The following is a 15,701-nucleotide window of genomic DNA, read 5'->3' on the forward strand; positions in this document are numbered from 1 at the left end:
ATGCATCCAAAATTGAACTAAAGAGGTTGTTTTTTGAAGCAAAAGTTGCTCTTTATAAAATGGCTTATCCTCCAAAAGCATAAGTAGGCGAACCTTTTACATTTGTTTTCATAACAAACAACCCTCCTGCGTGGGGTTCATTTCCTAATATACTTTCTTCTAGTCCAATACGTGCTGAGGTAATGTATAGATCCCTTAAACTTTTACCACCGAATACACAAGAAGTTGGGCGAGTAGCCGGAATATTTATCCTTTCTAGCAGTGCACATGTGTGAGGATTCCATCGTGTTAAGCTATGACCATTCCAAACTGCAATCCATAACATACCTTCTTCATCAGATGTCATCCCATCAGGCATACTACTTTCATCTTTGAATCTAGCAACAACTCTTGGATTGCTCATCTCTGCAGTTGTCAAATTATAATCAAATGCCATTACTTCTCTAGTAATGGAATCAATAAAATACATGATGGAACTGCTTGGATTCCAAGTGATTCCATTTGAGATAGTTACACGGTCAAGAACTTTTTTTATTGTCCAATTCGTGTCGAGTACATATAATGCTCCCGCATGAGGAGTATAGTCATGACTCATGGTACCAGCCCAAAAACGTCCGAACGCATCACATTTTCCATCGTTAAACCGATTATTTGGCTTATCTAATTCCACTGTGCCAATCAGTGTCATTTTCAATGTTTCGAAGTCAAAAGCATAGAAACCATGTTGCATTGCCAAAGCTACCCCACCGGATTTTCTTGGCACTACAGCACCAATATACTTACCAGTGTTAAAAACAGTGTGTTCTCTAGTGTATGGATTATAAACATGTAATCTATACCTAGTAATATCAACCCAGTAAAGAATCTTCCTGCATGCATCCCAACTAGGTCCTTCTCCAAGTTCCGCTTTTGCGTCTAGAACCAAATCTACTGAAAGCATTTTTAATCCCTCTCTCCCTCAAATATATTTATGCTAATTAACGTACATCATTACATCTTCTAATCGCGATAGAATTATAGTAATAATATTGCAAACTACAAGCAGGAGAGGATACAAAAATGATGTCAAAAGCGGAATACATGGCTCAAAAAATTTAAGGATAGTGCAAAATTACTACACCATAGAATTTTGTTACAGAAATGCGTGATATTTGAATATCCTTTACTGTATTAGATCTTTCGGTACTTTTTCAAAACAAATAAATTCAAAATAATAAATACGAGAGCAAAAGCTATTAAAATATAGATATCATTGTTAATTTCAGAAAAGCCTACCCCTTTGTACATAACACCTTGCAGAGCATCGGCTGCATAATAGAGAGGCATTATTTTTGCAATGATTTGTAACCAATCCGGCATCGTGTTAAGTGGAAAAATCCCAGAGAAAAATATTTGCGGAACTACTACGATTGGTATAAACTGTACCATTTGAAATTCGGAAGCTGCAAATGAGGATAGAAGAATTCCTAAAGATAGGGCAACAAGAGCAAGAATCAAGTTTGTCAGGATTACATTCCATATCGACCCAACTAACACAATGTCTAATACATGAATCGCGTAAAAAACAACAATAACTGTTTGTAAAACTGCAAATGCTCCAAATCCTATTAAATATGCAGTAACCACTTCGCTCCTTCGAATCGGGGTTGCCATTAATCTTTCTAATGTGCCTGTTGTTCTCTCTTTTAATAAACCTATTCCAGAAATTAAGAAAACGAAAAAGAAGACAAAAAAACCTATTAAAATTGGACTAAATACGTCAAACACGCCACTATCCTTACTTCCATACACATACTTTGTTATCATATCGGAAAGAGGTAATTTCACTTTTATCCCACTTTTTTGGATCAGTTGGAATTGTATTTGTGTGCTGAGTGTTTGCTTCACTTTCAATTGCAGACTTTTCGCATTGGTAGGATTCGTATTCAGTAAAGTTATCGTCACTTTGCCGTTGTTGATTTGTAAAAATCCATCTAAATTATTCTTTTTCATCACATTATTTACATTCGAAACACTTTTAAATTCTATCACTTGAATGTCTGCATCTTTTAGTTGTTTGATTATAGACAAATTAACATTTTCTACTCCTAAAGTAGATTTAACCGTTTTCCCATTAAAAACTAAATTCATCAGCGTTAATACCAACAAAGGAGCAATAAATAACAGTGCTAGAGTCCGTTTGTCCCGAAACATTTGCTGGAAAATTCTTTTGACAAGAGCAACGACTCTCATTGTATTTTCCTCCCTGCACACAAAAATACCTCATCAAAACTTTTGGATTTGTACTGGTTTTTTAAGTCATTTGGTGTACCAGTTGCAATGAGTTTCCCATCCCTAACCATGGCTATATAATCGCATCTTTCCGCTTCATCCATGACATGTGTGGTGACAATAATCGTTTTTCCTTCTTCTTTTTTTAATCTTACAAGTTCCTTCCATATACTAAATCGCAATTCAGGATCGATTCCGACTGTCGGCTCATCCAAAATTAAAATCTTAGGATTTTGAATCAATGCTATCGCAAGAGACAACCTACGCTTCATGCCTCCAGAGTAAGCAAACACTCTTTTCTTTAAGTCTTCTGTTAGATTAACCAATTCTGCTACATAGGTTATTCTTTTCTGCATTACCGACTTATTCAGTTTAAACAGAGACGCAAAAAACGTAAGGTTCTCTTGGCCGGTCAAATCTGTATACAAAGCATCCGATTGAGCCATATACCCAATTTGTTGTAATAGCTTTCGATTAGGCACTTTCTCATCTAAAACATAAATAGAACCACTATCTGGAATATCCATACCTACAATCATTTTAATCAATGTCGTTTTTCCAGCTCCAGAAGGACCAATAAAACCGTATATTTGTCCTTCTTCCATACGAAAATTGATGTCATGAAGTACCATTTTTTTGCCAAACCTTTTGCATACTTTTTTTATCGCGATAGTCTCTTTCATAGTATACCTCCTTACTGTAAGTGAGTAATCACTCACTTTATACTCATAATACTCTATTTATGGAACACTAGCAAAGAATAATCTTTACCAAAACTCAACAAACAGTATTTCTGCTAATACTAGAGGTTGATCTTTATTTTTCTCGAACATATAAAATAATTTATAAACAACAATTATTTATACAATAAGACAACCATCTCTCCCTGTAATTTAAATACAAACATTTACAAGTATACTATGCAATTAAAAAGAGCCATTAAATTTCAAATATAGAACAAAAAAATCACCTCAGATGTAAGCGGTGATTTTTTGTCCTATATACTATCTAACACATCCATGTGCTTTTGTTGGTATTCTTCTAAGATTCCTTTTTGACCACATACAGCTAGAGTCGTTGAATTTTGGGAGTGATGTTAAATGAAAATCAGAATTCATCATCCTTATTGTATCAATTTCATTTGACTAGCTATCGTTCCAAGGTGAATCGCTTCGTGCATCAAAGCAAAGTTGAACAACTCTCCTGCAGTATTGAATTGGAATGGTCCCATTTCAAATGAAGATTGGAGATCCTTATCCAATAATTCTGGGGATAGCTCGGAGAACTGGGAAAGCTGTTCCACTAATAGTTTGATTAACTCGTCTTTCGATGGAGGAGCGATATTCCAATCTGCTGGTTTTGTTCCAGAGTTAAACAACGATTCATATTTAGCTGGAATGGTCGAAGCAGAACCAAATGATAGAGTAGAATATTTATCCATCCAATAAATAATGTGACCGACATTCCAGCGAATCGTATTATTGAATCCTTCTGGTTGAATATCTAATTGAGTTTCCGATACTCCCTGAAGTTGTCCAATTAGAATCTGCCGCAAAACTTTTCCTGTATTTATAATTGATTGTGTCATGATGAAACGCCTCCTGATAAGTTGTTTTGTGTTTCGTTTTCATATCTAAAGTGTACATTGCATTCTACAAAGCAACCATCACGAAATTCCGATGAAAATAATCAGTTTTAGTTATGATATTATTTGTTATCATGAATATTGGAATTACTTATAGGAGTGTTGTCTGGCATGGTACATACATTTTATGAATGGCTTATGAATGTTTTAGATTGGCTTTCTAAAAGGAATTGGAAAGATTGGAATATGTGGATGGCAGCGGGACAATTGATTGGCACTCTAGCAACTCTTTGGACCGCAAAAATCGCTTTAAAACTAGTTAGAGAAACAAAAAGGCAAGAGAAAGAGACAAGGAGGAGAGAAAAAGAGGCACTTGAAATCGAGTTGCACCCCAAAGTTGCTATTAAAGATAATGGCAATGAAAAGAAAGTCGTTTATTTTACTTTAGCAAATATAAAACCAATCCCTGCATTTATTGATGATTTTGTCTTTATCAATGTAAATGAAATCCCTGAAATAGAGCCATATTCTTATGAGATCATTGAGACAGGAACACCTGAAAGAGTAGTTTATGGTGAAGTAAGTAACACAAAAGTTCCATTGTCTTATTTAAAACGGTTGATAACAGAAAATGATCGAGAAGAAGGTTTTTTCAAATTTCAGTTCTCTCTTGCTACTGGTAAAGTTTATACATTCAGTATTTATTTGAAAGTGGGTAATGTTTCATCTGAATGGCATATTTATTTAGCAAATCAAGATGCTACATTAGACCAAATACTACAAACTGGAACCCATATACACTATGTACAAAATAGGATTGTAGAAATAAATCGACATGACCACAAAATCAGTTAAATCCCTCTGCATTAGCTCTTATTCAGCATAGACAGAGCAAAAATGGGTATATTTAATATCTGTCTAGTTATTTCCATTTTGTCAGTCCAATTTATCAGATCTATTCTGGAAACCCTCAAATCATTTAGAAATGGGGGATTCTCTATATTATAGCATTGCGAGCGAGAAAACCCACGATTTAAATCGTGGGATGAAAGCGAGCGTTGAACGAGGGGAAGGAATTTCCCTTCAGCAGTTCAACCTTTGGAAAAAATAGGTTTATAAACAAACGTTCTTGTAGTAATATATGTATAGTCGCGACAGACGAAAACCAAGTTTGCGCGAGGCAAAGAAAAAACAACAAACATAAACCGTGGGGCGCACGGGGTTAGCTTGGTAATGAAATAGTCATGAGGCTATCGTCCCAAGAATCCAACGGCTTTAGCCGTATGGAGTTGTCAAAAGGGAGAAGATGAAACAAGAGTACCTTTCTCTTGTTTTTCAATTTACAACCAGCCTTAAAAAGGTATGGTCTGCTTATACTCTTATATCAGAGATTGCCGCTTCGTTTATAGCGACTACTATTGTTCCTGATACCCAATCATATACATTTTTTTGTTCCCTATTTGTCAAAGGAACCACAAAGTACAAAATTAACAGTATATTCGCAGTAATTAATGCAGAATTCACTATAGATTCAGAAACATGTGATGGCAGTAACATATGCCAAATTGCGAAGTGGGAAAGTTCCCAAGGAAAAAATTTGATTACAGAGCGGACGATGGATCTTATGATCCCAATCCGTTCTCCATTTTTATTCACAACTTGTATGTTCATTCTTCTTTTTCCAATAGTCCCCTTCATTCTCGAAGACTCCAAACAAGTGAAATAACTCATTACTGGTAAAGTCAAAAGGATAAATCCAGTTAATTCAGCAGTTTGGGGATCTGTAGAAAATAAAGAACGCAAATAAGGATGAAAAGTTATAGATACAATCCCTAATAAAATCCCATAACCGAGGATACATAAATAATCCAGACATAAAGCATAAAATCTTCGTTTGTAATTTCTTTGTACTGTTGAATTTAGCAATTCTGTCTTATCCCCCTTAGATTTCTATCATAACTATAGAGATTTCCCACAGCAACAACTTCAACAAAACCATCTTTTTTTAATTTCAATCTATATGCAACTGGGTTTTTCAGTCCAACCTTCCACGTTCACGATTCGCAGCAAAATAAGCAAAATTTTCACGAAAATAAAAGAGCGACAGTAAGCCTGCCGCTCCTTTCCTATACTCTATCTTTGATTTCTTGTTTTAAACGCTTCTTCAAATCTTCTAATCCTTCCGCTGTCTGCTCTTTAGAGTGACGTCGTCTAACGTTTACCAATCCAGCTTCTCTCTCTTTTTCTCCTACTACAAACATATAAGGAACTTTTTCCATTTCTGCTTGACGGATTTTGTATCCTAGTTTCTCATCTCGATCATCGAGATTCACTCGGATGCCTGCGTCTTTTAATTCTTTGGTCACTTCTTCTGCATACTCAAGGAAATTCGCTGACACAGGAAGTACTTTTGCTTGAACTGGTGATAACCAAAGCGGGAAGTCGCCCATGTGGTATTCGGTCAAAAATGCTACAAAACGCTCCATCGTACCAACAACTCCGCGATGAATAACAACTGGACGATGTGCTTGGCCATCTTTTCCGATGTATTCCAGCTCAAATTTATTAGGAAGATGGAAATCCAATTGCACAGTTGATAGTGTTTCATCTTTTCCTAATGCTGTCTGTACTTGAACATCAAGTTTTGGTCCATAAAAAGCAGCTTCGCCTTCTGCTTCTACATAAGGCAAGCCCATTTCATCCATCGTTTCTTTTAACATGGACTGAGATACATTCCACATCTCGTCGTTATCAACATATTTTTCCTTATTTTTCGGATCACGGTAGGACAAACGGAAGAAGTAATCTTTGATGCCAAAAACACGATAAACTTCTAAAATCAGCTCCACAACACGCTTAAATTCGGATTTGATCTGTTCCGGTAAACAAAATATATGTGCATCATTTAAAGTCATGGATCGCACCCGCTGTAATCCAGATAGTGCTCCTGACATTTCATAACGATGCATAGTACCTAATTCTGCTACACGAAGGGGCAGATTGCGATAGCTTCGCATTTCACTTTTATACACCATCATATGATGCGGACAATTCATCGGACGCAATACCAATTCTTCATTATCGATCTTGATTGGGGGATACATATCTTCTTGGTAATGGTCCCAATGCCCAGATATTTTATAGAGATCGACATTTGCCAAATGCGGGGTATACACATGATCATATCCAAGACTTTCTTCTAAATCCACGATATATCGTTCGATCTCGCGGCGAATTTTTGCTCCATTTGGCAACCAAAGCGGCAGCCCTTGGCCGACTTCTGGAACAAGTGAAAAAATACCAAGCTGACTATTGAGTTTTCGGTGATCCCGCCGTTTTGCATCTTCCAAACGTTCCAAATATGCATCGAGCTCCGATTGTTTCTCCCATGCAGTTCCATAAATTCTTTGCAGCATTTGATTATCAGAGCTGCCTCTCCAGTAAGCACCAGCAATACTGAGCAATTTAAATGCTTTGAGTCGTCCTGTAGAAGGAACATGCGGACCTCGACAAAGGTCAAAAAACTCACCTTGTTCATAGATAGTGATTTCAGCATCTTCTGGTAAATCACGAATCAGTTCCAATTTTAAATGATCATTTATCTCTTCATATTTACGAATTGCTTCTTCTCTCGAAACAACTTTTCGTTCAAAAGGAATATTTTCCTTAACAATCTTTTTCATTTCTTCTTCAATCTTTGGTAAATCCTCTGGAGACAAACTGATAGAAAGATCAATATCATAATAAAATCCATCTTCAATTACTGGTCCAATCCCCAATTTTACATCTGGATACAATCTCTTCAATGCTTGCGCCATCAAATGAACCGTACTATGACGGTATACTTCCAGACCTTCTTTGTCTGCCAAAGTTAAAATCTTCACTTCTGCACCATCTGGTACTTCTCTGCTCAAATCAACGATCTGATCATTAATCACACCAGCGATCGCTTTTTTTTGTAATCCCTTACTGATAGATGCAGCGACATCATCCACCGTAACTTTATTTTCGAATATGCGTTCAGATTCATCAGGTAACTTTACTAACATGTTTCTTTCACTCCTCTTCAACATAAAAAACGCCCATCCCAAAAGGGACGAGCGTTGGTCTCGTGGTTCCACCCTACTTCAACTTAAATCCATAAGTTCTCATAAGCACAAATAACGGTGTGTTACCGGAGATAGATACTATTACTTCCCTATCTCAGCTCCAAGGCGGTATTTTTCACTTCAGCGGGCGAAGGGGCTTTCAGCCGAGACCCCTATCTCTTATCACCATTAAGTAAAAAACATATCCTCATCACAGCAAATAAAAAGTTGCTTGAATTATAACCAATGAATCGATTATAAGTCAAGCGTTTCTGCTGTCCCACAAGTATTGCATCCAGTACATTTTATCATTCGAGACTCAAAGATCTGTAATAAAGTTCGAATAATATTTTCTTCTGGAAACTTTGTATGCAAAATAATTTTTTCTGGAGCAATGGTCAAAAGCGTACTAACGATTAAATCTTCATGAGAAAAGGAATGTTCTACTATTTCCTGAAGAGTTCCCCCATCATTTAATTGCAGTGTTTCACCTTCTGCGTCCAGTAAATCAAATTTCTTCACTCCACGATGCATGATATGTACAAGATCGATTTTGGATTCCTGTACGGAAACAAAGTACTTTAAAAGCGAAATAAAATCTTGATACTCTTGATCCAATAAAAATTGGTCTACTGCATCATGTACACATTTTGTCAGTGCTTTGCGATAAAAATCAAGACGGAAACGAACATATCCATCAATTGCAAGTAATTTGGATTCCCGTAAAAAATGGAAAATCGGCTTATGTAACCTCTCTTCTCTTTTATTATAGGGAGTCCGGAAATAAGTATGGGTATTTTTTTGAAACAATCGATTGGTATGTACTTTAATTTGTTCTATTTCCCGATCATAATATTGTGGATAATGTTTTTGGATCGCTTCTACAATCAAAGTCTCTTCAAAGTAACTGCAAATGTATAAAGATAATTCTTCACTTATCACACGTCTGATTTCACGTTCCTGGGACCTTCGCTTTAACTTGCATTGAATGATATAAAAGTATCGATCAATGGAATTGCTTTCATGTACTTCGCAATACACATCCAACTTCTCCATACGTTTTGGCAATTTCATTAAATGATGAAACAAACCAGTCGCTCGATAAGCATTTGCTTGAGGTATGCTGATGGTATAATCCACTTAAGCCCCCCCTTTCTGTCTGGTATATCCTGATTTAGTATATGGGAAACAATTGGCAGGTATACATTGACAGAACAGAAAGATGCAAAGCCCTTTTGATTAGCCGATTAAATACATTTTCCCAAGCAGATAAACATATCCAACACAAGCGAGTAATAAAGTAGCTCTTCCTAAAATTTTATCCGTTTCTCTACCTGTACGTACTTTTAATCCAACTGATTTCAAACCAATCTTTTTTGAATATGGCCAAAAAAAAGGAACTCCCGCCACTGTAAATGCATCTGCTATTAAATGCGAAAAATATCCTGCTGCTACCGCATACACATACGAAGGTAGAGCCAGATAAATAACCAACAGAACATAAGCCATCCCAACAAACGAATGAGTCACACTTCGATGTGGAACATAGGCAACTCCTGCACAATAAATACCTGTCAGTAATACCCATAAAGGCAGATGGGCAAAAAAATAAAACAAACAAATGATAACTCCTACACTTGCCAAAGCAAGCGACCTCCACTTCCGATTTAATGAAGAAAACATCCATTTATTAATTTTGCTTCCATCTTCATCAATGTCTGGAAGCATGGCCGCAATTGTTGCAGCAGCAACGGTTGCTGTAAGTGAAAGAAAAGAATCACTTGTCGCAAAACCTACGGCAACTCCAGTAGCCAAACCAATTCGTAAATGTGTCTGTCCTTGCATGATGTCATCCCTTTTATGTATAAATTATGAACTATTCATATAATATTACACATTTTTTAAATATAGAAGACTTAATATATTACTAATAGGGAGAGAACATGATAGGTGCTGCTAGGAGCGAGTGGAATTTCACTTCTGTAAATGGGAAGACTTGTTGTTTCATTTTTTGCATAATATTCAATATAAATTAGACTTAATGCCAAAATTAATACTTTAACCTCCTTGTTAACAAGTGGAGATTAGAAAAAAGGTCAATTCATTGACCTTTTTTCGTTCTTCTTGAGACCTACACTTTTTTATATAAGGTTATACCAACTAACAAATACCCAAATCCAAATAGAATTGCTCCTACTGTTTCAACAAAGACAGGAACAAACAACTGCATTCCAAATAGAGGAGTACCTAATATAATCAGCAGACTGGAAAACCAATGAAATAATTTGCTTTTTATTAGCAACACTGCTGTCCCAATGTGTCCAAAAATGAAAATTATCCAAGTAAAATATATGACTACCAATACTGTAAATTATTTTTCACCCTTCCTTTTTAAACAATCCAAAATGTCAAGAAGGATAGAATAAGAGAAGTAATAATCAATGCTAGAAAAGGCTTAAATGCCTTTGTTCTTATATCATTAAAACTAATATTCAAACCAAGACCAACCATTGCAGCTGTTAATAGAAAAGAGGTGAAATCCGAAAAGTGTTTTAAACTATCGGATGAAACTGGGACATATTTTCCAAGAATATAACTCCCAAATAAACTCATACATATAAAACCAATTAAAAACCATGGAAATGGTATTTTTGGCTGATTCGCATCCTGTACTTTCTTTTTATTTATTCCATAAAGAAAAAGAAAACTCAAAGGAACAAGCAACAAAACTCGACCTAACTTAGCTAACAAAGCTACAGCCAAAGCATTAGGACCAGCTGGAGCACCTGCCAAAGCCACTTGGGCTATTTCATGGAGACTGATCCCGCTCCATTCTCCAAATTGCATTGATGAAATAGGAAGATAACGAAATAAAATAGTATAGATGATAGAAAACACTGTTCCAACAAAGGCAATCATACCAACACTAATCGCAGTGTCCTCTTCTTTTGTTTTTAAGATCGGAGACATCGTTGCGATTGCCGCTGCACCACATACCCCAGTACCGATTGCCAAAAGAAGGGAGATAGATGGATCTGCATTTAATCGTTTTCCAATCCACATCATTACAAAAATCGCGAAAATAATTACACCGATATCTTTCACTAGAAGTATCCATCCTTGATTTAAGATAATGGTCATATTTAATTTCAATCCATATAAAACAATAGCAAATCGCAAAAAACGATGAGCAGAGAATTGAATACCACTACGAATCACTTCTGGATAACCGAAAAATTGACGATAAATAGCAGCAACGATAATGGCACAAGCCAAAGAGCTTAAATGATCCAGCCATGGAAGCATAGATAAAACCAAGCCAAATACAGCTATTATACACGTAAAAGCTATACCACCTAACCAAAACAGAGTAGATTTAAAAGAAGGCTTCCCATTTGGTATGTGATATTCTTTTGTTAATTGACTTTGATTTTCCATGATTTTTCCTCTATTCTTTTTACAATCAGATTACTCCTGTTCTATGCATAAGAAAAATAATATCTAGTAATGACTATGATAAGTAAATTCATATGAATCTTTTAGAAATGAGGTTATCCATGGATTATCATTTAAAAGTATTTGTTACAGTTGTAGAGAAGAAAAGTTTCTCAAAAGCTGCCGAAGATCTAAATTTAACTCAGCCAGCTGTTAGTCAATATATACGAGCATTGGAACATTCCATTGGAGCAAAATTATTAGAAAGAACAAATAAATATGTTCGCTTGAATCAAATAGGTGAAATGGTATTTCATTATGCCAAAGAAATATTAGGTCTGTATACAAAAATGCAGTTTTTGGTCGACGAACGTATCAATAGAGCTACTGGTCCGATCACCATTGGTGCTAGTTATACTTTTGGGGAATATATTCTGCCTTATATCGTTGCAAAATTACAGAAAACATATCCAACCATTAACCCATCTATAACCATTAATAATTCAAAAGAGATTATAGAGCTTATCACAAGTCATCAATTGGATATTGGCATTATCGAAGGGCCATTTAGAGGAAAAACGTTAGCCACAGAAATCATCGCAGAAGATAACATGTATATAACTGCCTCTTGTGATCATCACCTGATAAAAGAGGAAAGAGAAATAACTATATCCGAATTAGAAGAAGAAACATGGATTATACGGGAAGAAGGATCGGGTACAAGAAATGCGGCAGATGAATTTTTTCATCAATTCCAAATCAAACCAAAAAAATATATGGAGTTTGGGAGTACCCAGCTCATTAAAGAATCCGTCCAAGCTGGGATTGGTATCTCCCTTTTATCTCAGTGGGCGATAAAAAAAGATTTACGCCATCAGTATTTGAAATTAATCAAAGTAAAAGGATTACCTTTTAAACGATACTTTTCTATCATAACCAATAACACCTATCAAACAATGGGATTAAAAACATTTATCCAGACACTTCGGGAATATTTTGCTAAGAAGATGGAAATGTAAGATTATTGCCTGTATAGTAAGAAACTTTTTGATGTATAAAAACCCTCTTATGGTAGTGGTGAATGCTACCCTAAGAGGATCATACCGAAATCTATATATTTTCTCTTATTTTCGGGGTCTGAGCTGAAGAAACCGCTCAGACTGGTATACCAAGTAACCATTAATCGTGAACAGTGATAGTATAAAGTTTCTTTTTGTTGTGGGATACCACAGCTCGTCCATTACTATCAATAGTGACATTGTGACTTTGCCTGAGAACCCTCTTTCCATTGACATTCTCCCAGCTTACCTCCGCAAAAATCTGCTTCTTCTTGCGAATGATCACACTTGTTTCGGTTACTTCCATGGTATACTGTTTAAGCTCTCCATGGGCACGGGCAAAAAAATCCGCTTCAATTGCCCAAATATCGCCAAATTCGCTTGTATCTACAGGAATACCCAATTCGATAGCCATGAGGCTAACCTTTCTCTTGTAAAACGATTTGGTAACGCTATTTATTCTACACTACTTTCGTCTATTTTGGTTCTTTAAGTTGTCTACAAAATGAAAGCTGTAATTGTAATATTTTGTATTGTAGACGAAAATACAAACAAAAAAAGAGGTTCATTCTTCTTGAACCTCTTTTTTTCATAAATTTCTAGTTTTGCATCACGAAATCTTTGTCTACTTCTTCTGATTCATCAAATACATGTAATGTCTCATAACGCGTGTTGCGCTGTGCTGGAATTTTCCCTGCCTCACGTATTAATTGCAAACAAAGATTGATATTCACTTTATAAGTTGTACCAGCAGCAGATACAACGTTTTCTTCCATCATTGTACTGCCAAAATCATTACATCCATATTGCAAAGACAATTTACCAATCTCCGGACCCATTGTAACCCAAGAAGACTGGAAATTCGGCACATTGTCTAACATTAGACGAGCGATTGCTACAGCCTTTAAATATTCACGCGGAGACAGCTTTTCACGCTTCATATTGGTGTTGTCTGGCTGGAAAGTCCACACAATAAAAGCTAGGAAACCTTTCGTTTCATCTTGTGCTTCTCGAATCCGCAATAGATGCAGTACTCGTTCTTCGATGCTCTCTCCAAAACCAATGACCATCGTAGCAGTTGTTTTCATCCCTATTCGATGGGCAGTCTGCATAACGTCCATCCAATCACGCCACGAACCTTTTAATTTACTAATTTTTTTACGTGTTCGATCATCTAAGATCTCCGCTCCACCACCAGGAAGGGAATCAAGACCAGCAGTATGTAATTCCCGAATCACTTGTTCCAGTGGTAAACCAGATACTTCCTGCATCTTCATAATTTCTGCTGGTGAGAACGAATGCATAGTAATATCAGGGAAATATTGCTTAATTTTCTTCAACAGATCTGTATAGTAGGAAAAAGGTAAATTCGGATTGGTACCTCCTTGCATTAGTATCTCAGTTCCACCTACATCCTGTGTTTCCTTGATTTTTTGTAAGATTGTCTCGTCTGGTAAAACATACCCTTCATCGGAATTTGGAGAACGGTAAAATGCACAAAAGCGACAATAAGTATCGCATACATTGGTATAGTTAATATTTCGGCCTACAACAAATGTAGTAATTGGTTCTGGGTGCAGGCGTTCCATCACTTCATTTGCTGCGGCTCCAATTTTTTCTACTTCATCGCTTTCCCAAAGTGCAATTCCGTCTTCTAGACTAAGGCGTTCACCATTTCGTACACGGTTTAATATATCGTCAATGTTCATCGTAACACTCCCAAGCCTTTCTATACTAGATAATCACCTTTCATTTTAACATAGCCATCCCAAAAATAATTGACAATGATTCTCATTACTGATAGGTTTTTATTGGAACATCATGTAGGGGGGCGAAAATTATTCCGCTTTATACTGAGAACATCTCTGTTCAATATCAAAATAACCTTGTCATCAATCAATTGAATTTGCATATACCAATAGAAAAAATCACCGCAATCATTGGAGCAAACGGTTGTGGCAAGTCCACTATTTTAAAAACGATGGCACGCATCTTAGAGCCAAGCGCCGGAGCAGTTTACTTGGATGGAAAACAGATTCACAAGGAATCAACAAAGCAAGTAGCGAAACAACTCGCTATTTTACCTCAATTGCCTGAAGCTCCAGAAGGTACAACGGTACAAGAATTGGTATCTTTTGGGAGGTTTCCTCATCGTAAAGGCTTTGGTTACCTTAGTAAATATGATCATGCTGTTATCGAAGAAACTTTAGAAAAGACAGACTTAATAACTTATCGAGATAAAGCCGTTCACCAATTATCTGGCGGTCAACGGCAACGTGCTTGGATTGCAATGGCAATCAGCCAAGAAACACCCTACCTTCTGTTAGATGAACCTACTACTTACCTAGATATCGCTCATCAATTGGATATACTTACCCTAATTCAACAATTAAACCGAAATGAAAACCGCACCATTGTGATGGTTGTACATGATCTGAATCATGCCGCACGTTATGCAGATCACATCATTGCTGTCAAACAGGGAGAAATATATGCAGAAGGCTCCCCACAAGAGGTGCTAACACATGATATGCTAAAAGATGTATTTCAAGTAAAGGCAAATATTATCGTTGAACCTCATACTGGATTACCTACTTGTATTCCTTATGAAAAAATCTAAAACATGAAGCCTCCACCTTTCAAAATTGGGAGGTTTTTTAGCTTATAAAATAATAATTTAATTTTCTATTAACTGTTTCATCCACTTAGATGTGTAAGAATATTAATTAATTTCCCAAAAGGATCCCTCACAAAAAACCTTCTAACACCCCATGGTTCGTCAGTTGGTCCATATTCTATTGGAAATCCAGCTTCTTTCATCTGTTTGTAAACAAAATTTGCATCATCCACTTCAATGGATAGATCAGGTGTTGGTGTGTCTGATCCTCCTTGTGTTGCAAAACTAATTTGGATATTCATCATTTCATTTGAACCATATGTTGCTATCCATCCATGATTCATAAGTAAATCAAGTCCCAAAATGTCTTGGTAAAAGCTTTTTGCAGCAGAAATATTTTGGGTTGCAATATTATAAATAATTCGTTTGACTGTCATAGTCTACTTCACCATTCTTTTAAATTAAATAGGCACTCTATCTCATTTCTAATTGATAGAGAATAAAGCTTTTTCTCATGCTGAATTTCAAAGGAAAATAATAGGTAGAGAATTGAAGGAATTATTTTTTAAAATTTATTTTTCTCTATGTGTCGATTTTGTCATAACTGGATCGTCGTATTAATAAAGAGCAGAATTTCACAGATATCC

General features: G+C 36.1%; 15 protein-coding genes and 1 other annotated feature. Of the genes, 3 read left to right on the top strand and 12 right to left on the bottom strand.

Annotation, left to right across the window (positions count from 1 at the left end):
* Positions 1–64: 64 nt before the first annotated feature.
* From AC5WOC_RS15410 to AC5WOC_RS15425, 4 genes are all read right to left on the bottom strand, one after another.
* Positions 65–940 (bottom strand): SMP-30/gluconolactonase/LRE family protein, encoded by an 876-nt coding sequence (locus AC5WOC_RS15410; RefSeq protein ID WP_496056304.1) that lies wholly within the window; start codon positions 938–940, stop codon positions 65–67.
* 230 nt (positions 941–1,170) lie between these two features.
* Positions 1,171–2,232 carry an ABC transporter permease gene (locus AC5WOC_RS15415; RefSeq protein ID WP_496056305.1) on the bottom strand — a complete coding sequence of 354 codons (1,062 nt, stop codon included), beginning with the start codon at positions 2,230–2,232 and terminating at the stop codon, positions 1,171–1,173.
* Positions 2,229–2,954 (bottom strand): ABC transporter ATP-binding protein, encoded by a 726-nt coding sequence (locus AC5WOC_RS15420; protein WP_496056306.1) that lies wholly within the window; start codon positions 2,952–2,954, stop codon positions 2,229–2,231. Before AC5WOC_RS15420 ends, AC5WOC_RS15415 begins: the two co-directional genes overlap by 4 nt.
* A 440-nt stretch (positions 2,955–3,394) precedes the next feature.
* The gene (locus AC5WOC_RS15425) at positions 3,395–3,859 is read right to left on the bottom strand and encodes a DinB family protein (protein WP_496056307.1); all 465 of its coding nucleotides are present in this window, start codon (positions 3,857–3,859) and stop codon (positions 3,395–3,397) included.
* Between the two features lie 168 nt (positions 3,860–4,027).
* Here AC5WOC_RS15425 and AC5WOC_RS15430 point away from each other — a divergent pair, with 168 nt between their 5' ends.
* Positions 4,028–4,711: a hypothetical protein gene (locus AC5WOC_RS15430; RefSeq protein WP_496056308.1), complete on the top strand. Its 684-nt coding sequence runs from the start codon at positions 4,028–4,030 to the stop codon at positions 4,709–4,711.
* 516 nt (positions 4,712–5,227) lie between these two features.
* On the opposite strand, the gene AC5WOC_RS15435 is transcribed toward AC5WOC_RS15430, so the two are convergent.
* The 5 genes from AC5WOC_RS15435 to AC5WOC_RS15455 form a co-directional block, all read right to left on the bottom strand.
* Positions 5,228–5,782, bottom strand: coding sequence for an RDD family protein (locus AC5WOC_RS15435; RefSeq protein ID WP_496056309.1), 555 nt, complete (start codon positions 5,780–5,782; stop codon positions 5,228–5,230).
* A 200-nt stretch (positions 5,783–5,982) separates the two neighbouring features.
* A complete protein-coding gene (gene thrS, locus AC5WOC_RS15440) occupies positions 5,983–7,905 on the bottom strand; it encodes a threonine--tRNA ligase (protein ID WP_496056310.1) in 1,923 nt (640 codons plus the stop codon).
* A gap of 40 nt (positions 7,906–7,945) precedes the next feature.
* Positions 7,946–8,168: a binding site (T-box leader), on the bottom strand.
* 31 nt (positions 8,169–8,199) lie between these two features.
* A complete protein-coding gene (ytxC, locus tag AC5WOC_RS15445) occupies positions 8,200–9,084 on the bottom strand; it encodes a sporulation protein YtxC (RefSeq protein WP_496056311.1) in 885 nt (294 codons plus the stop codon).
* A 99-nt stretch (positions 9,085–9,183) separates the two neighbouring features.
* The gene (locus AC5WOC_RS15450) at positions 9,184–9,789 is read right to left on the bottom strand and encodes a metal-dependent hydrolase (RefSeq protein WP_496056312.1); all 606 of its coding nucleotides are present in this window, start codon (positions 9,787–9,789) and stop codon (positions 9,184–9,186) included.
* 546 nt (positions 9,790–10,335) lie between these two features.
* Entirely contained in the window at positions 10,336–11,382 is a 1,047-nt protein-coding gene (locus AC5WOC_RS15455) for a YeiH family protein (RefSeq protein WP_496056313.1), read from the bottom strand.
* A 119-nt stretch (positions 11,383–11,501) separates the two neighbouring features.
* Here AC5WOC_RS15455 and AC5WOC_RS15460 point away from each other — a divergent pair, with 119 nt between their 5' ends.
* Positions 11,502–12,398 carry a LysR family transcriptional regulator gene (locus AC5WOC_RS15460; RefSeq protein ID WP_496056314.1) on the top strand — a complete coding sequence of 299 codons (897 nt, stop codon included), beginning with the start codon at positions 11,502–11,504 and terminating at the stop codon, positions 12,396–12,398.
* Between the two features lie 160 nt (positions 12,399–12,558).
* Here AC5WOC_RS15460 and AC5WOC_RS15465 read toward each other — a convergent pair whose 3' ends face one another.
* Positions 12,559–12,852 (bottom strand): hypothetical protein, encoded by a 294-nt coding sequence (locus AC5WOC_RS15465; protein WP_496056315.1) that lies wholly within the window; start codon positions 12,850–12,852, stop codon positions 12,559–12,561.
* A gap of 184 nt (positions 12,853–13,036) precedes the next feature.
* A complete protein-coding gene (mqnC, locus tag AC5WOC_RS15470; RefSeq protein WP_496056316.1) occupies positions 13,037–14,146 on the bottom strand; it encodes a cyclic dehypoxanthinyl futalosine synthase in 1,110 nt (369 codons plus the stop codon).
* A 191-nt stretch (positions 14,147–14,337) separates the two neighbouring features.
* Between mqnC and AC5WOC_RS15475 the strand changes: the two genes are divergently transcribed.
* On the top strand, positions 14,338–15,057 hold the full coding sequence (locus tag AC5WOC_RS15475) for an ABC transporter ATP-binding protein (protein WP_496056317.1): 720 nt from the start codon (positions 14,338–14,340) through the stop codon (positions 15,055–15,057).
* A gap of 77 nt (positions 15,058–15,134) precedes the next feature.
* On the opposite strand, the gene AC5WOC_RS15480 is transcribed toward AC5WOC_RS15475, so the two are convergent.
* The gene (locus AC5WOC_RS15480) at positions 15,135–15,491 is read right to left on the bottom strand and encodes a VOC family protein (protein ID WP_496056318.1); all 357 of its coding nucleotides are present in this window, start codon (positions 15,489–15,491) and stop codon (positions 15,135–15,137) included.
* Positions 15,492–15,701: the final 210 nt, after the last annotated feature.

Source organism: Shimazuella sp. NTD247, assembly GCF_059510415.1.

Bases quoted from the DNA above. Each gene is read 5' to 3' on its own strand.
- AC5WOC_RS15420 (WP_496056306.1), bottom strand. From the start codon at position 2,954: ATGAAAGAGACTATCGCGATAAAAAAAGTATGCAAAAGGTTTGGCAAA.
- AC5WOC_RS15410 (WP_496056304.1), bottom strand. From the start codon at position 940: ATGCTTTCAGTAGATTTGGTTCTAGACGCAAAAGCGGAACTTGGAGAA.
- AC5WOC_RS15480 (WP_496056318.1), bottom strand. From the start codon at position 15,491: ATGACAGTCAAACGAATTATTTATAATATTGCAACCCAAAATATTTCT.
- thrS (WP_496056310.1), bottom strand. From the start codon at position 7,905: ATGTTAGTAAAGTTACCTGATGAATCTGAACGCATATTCGAAAATAAA.
- AC5WOC_RS15430 (WP_496056308.1), top strand. From the start codon at position 4,028: ATGGTACATACATTTTATGAATGGCTTATGAATGTTTTAGATTGGCTT.
- AC5WOC_RS15415 (WP_496056305.1), bottom strand. From the start codon at position 2,232: ATGAGAGTCGTTGCTCTTGTCAAAAGAATTTTCCAGCAAATGTTTCGG.
- AC5WOC_RS15425 (WP_496056307.1), bottom strand. From the start codon at position 3,859: ATGACACAATCAATTATAAATACAGGAAAAGTTTTGCGGCAGATTCTA.
- AC5WOC_RS15465 (WP_496056315.1), bottom strand. From the start codon at position 12,852: ATGGCTATCGAATTGGGTATTCCTGTAGATACAAGCGAATTTGGCGAT.
- AC5WOC_RS15460 (WP_496056314.1), top strand. From the start codon at position 11,502: ATGGATTATCATTTAAAAGTATTTGTTACAGTTGTAGAGAAGAAAAGT.
- AC5WOC_RS15450 (WP_496056312.1), bottom strand. From the start codon at position 9,789: ATGCAAGGACAGACACATTTACGAATTGGTTTGGCTACTGGAGTTGCC.
- mqnC (WP_496056316.1), bottom strand. From the start codon at position 14,146: ATGAACATTGACGATATATTAAACCGTGTACGAAATGGTGAACGCCTT.
- AC5WOC_RS15455 (WP_496056313.1), bottom strand. From the start codon at position 11,382: ATGGAAAATCAAAGTCAATTAACAAAAGAATATCACATACCAAATGGG.